Below are 408 nucleotides of genomic sequence, written 5' to 3' on the forward strand. Positions count from 1 at the left end.
GAGCAGGACGACCTCGTCGTGGTCGAGCCGCACGGCGCGCACCGCCGCGTCGATCTCCTGCGCGTACACGCCGAGGTCGGTGGTCTCGTTGGGCGGCCGCCCGGGCCGGATCGACCGGCCGTGGTCGCGCAGGTCGAGCGCGTAGGTGTCCCAGCCCGCCGCGGCGAGCGCGTCGCCCACGTGCGTCTGGAAGAAGTAGTCGACGAACCCGTGCAGGTAGAGCACGGCGCGTCGCGACGGCGCACCGTCGGGCACGCGGCGCACGAGCGTCGCGACGGGGTCGACGCCGGTGCGGCGCGCGACGTCGTCGGGGCGCAGGTGCAGCGTGCGCGCGCGCCAGCGGTCGCCGAGCACGTCGGACGTCTCGCGGTCCCACAGGTCGCGCCTCGGGCGCGCGTCGTCGTCGGC

Annotated in this window: 1 protein-coding gene; it reads right to left on the reverse strand. The window is 76.5% G+C overall.

The window, feature by feature from the left end; genetic code table 11:
- Positions 1-408 (reverse strand): alpha/beta fold hydrolase (locus G3I71_RS48995; RefSeq protein WP_343243321.1); only part of this gene is annotated, 408 nt, incomplete at both ends.

This window comes from Streptomyces sp. SID12501, from assembly GCF_010550245.1.
Lineage (GTDB): Bacteria > Actinomycetota > Actinomycetes > Streptomycetales > Streptomycetaceae > Streptomyces.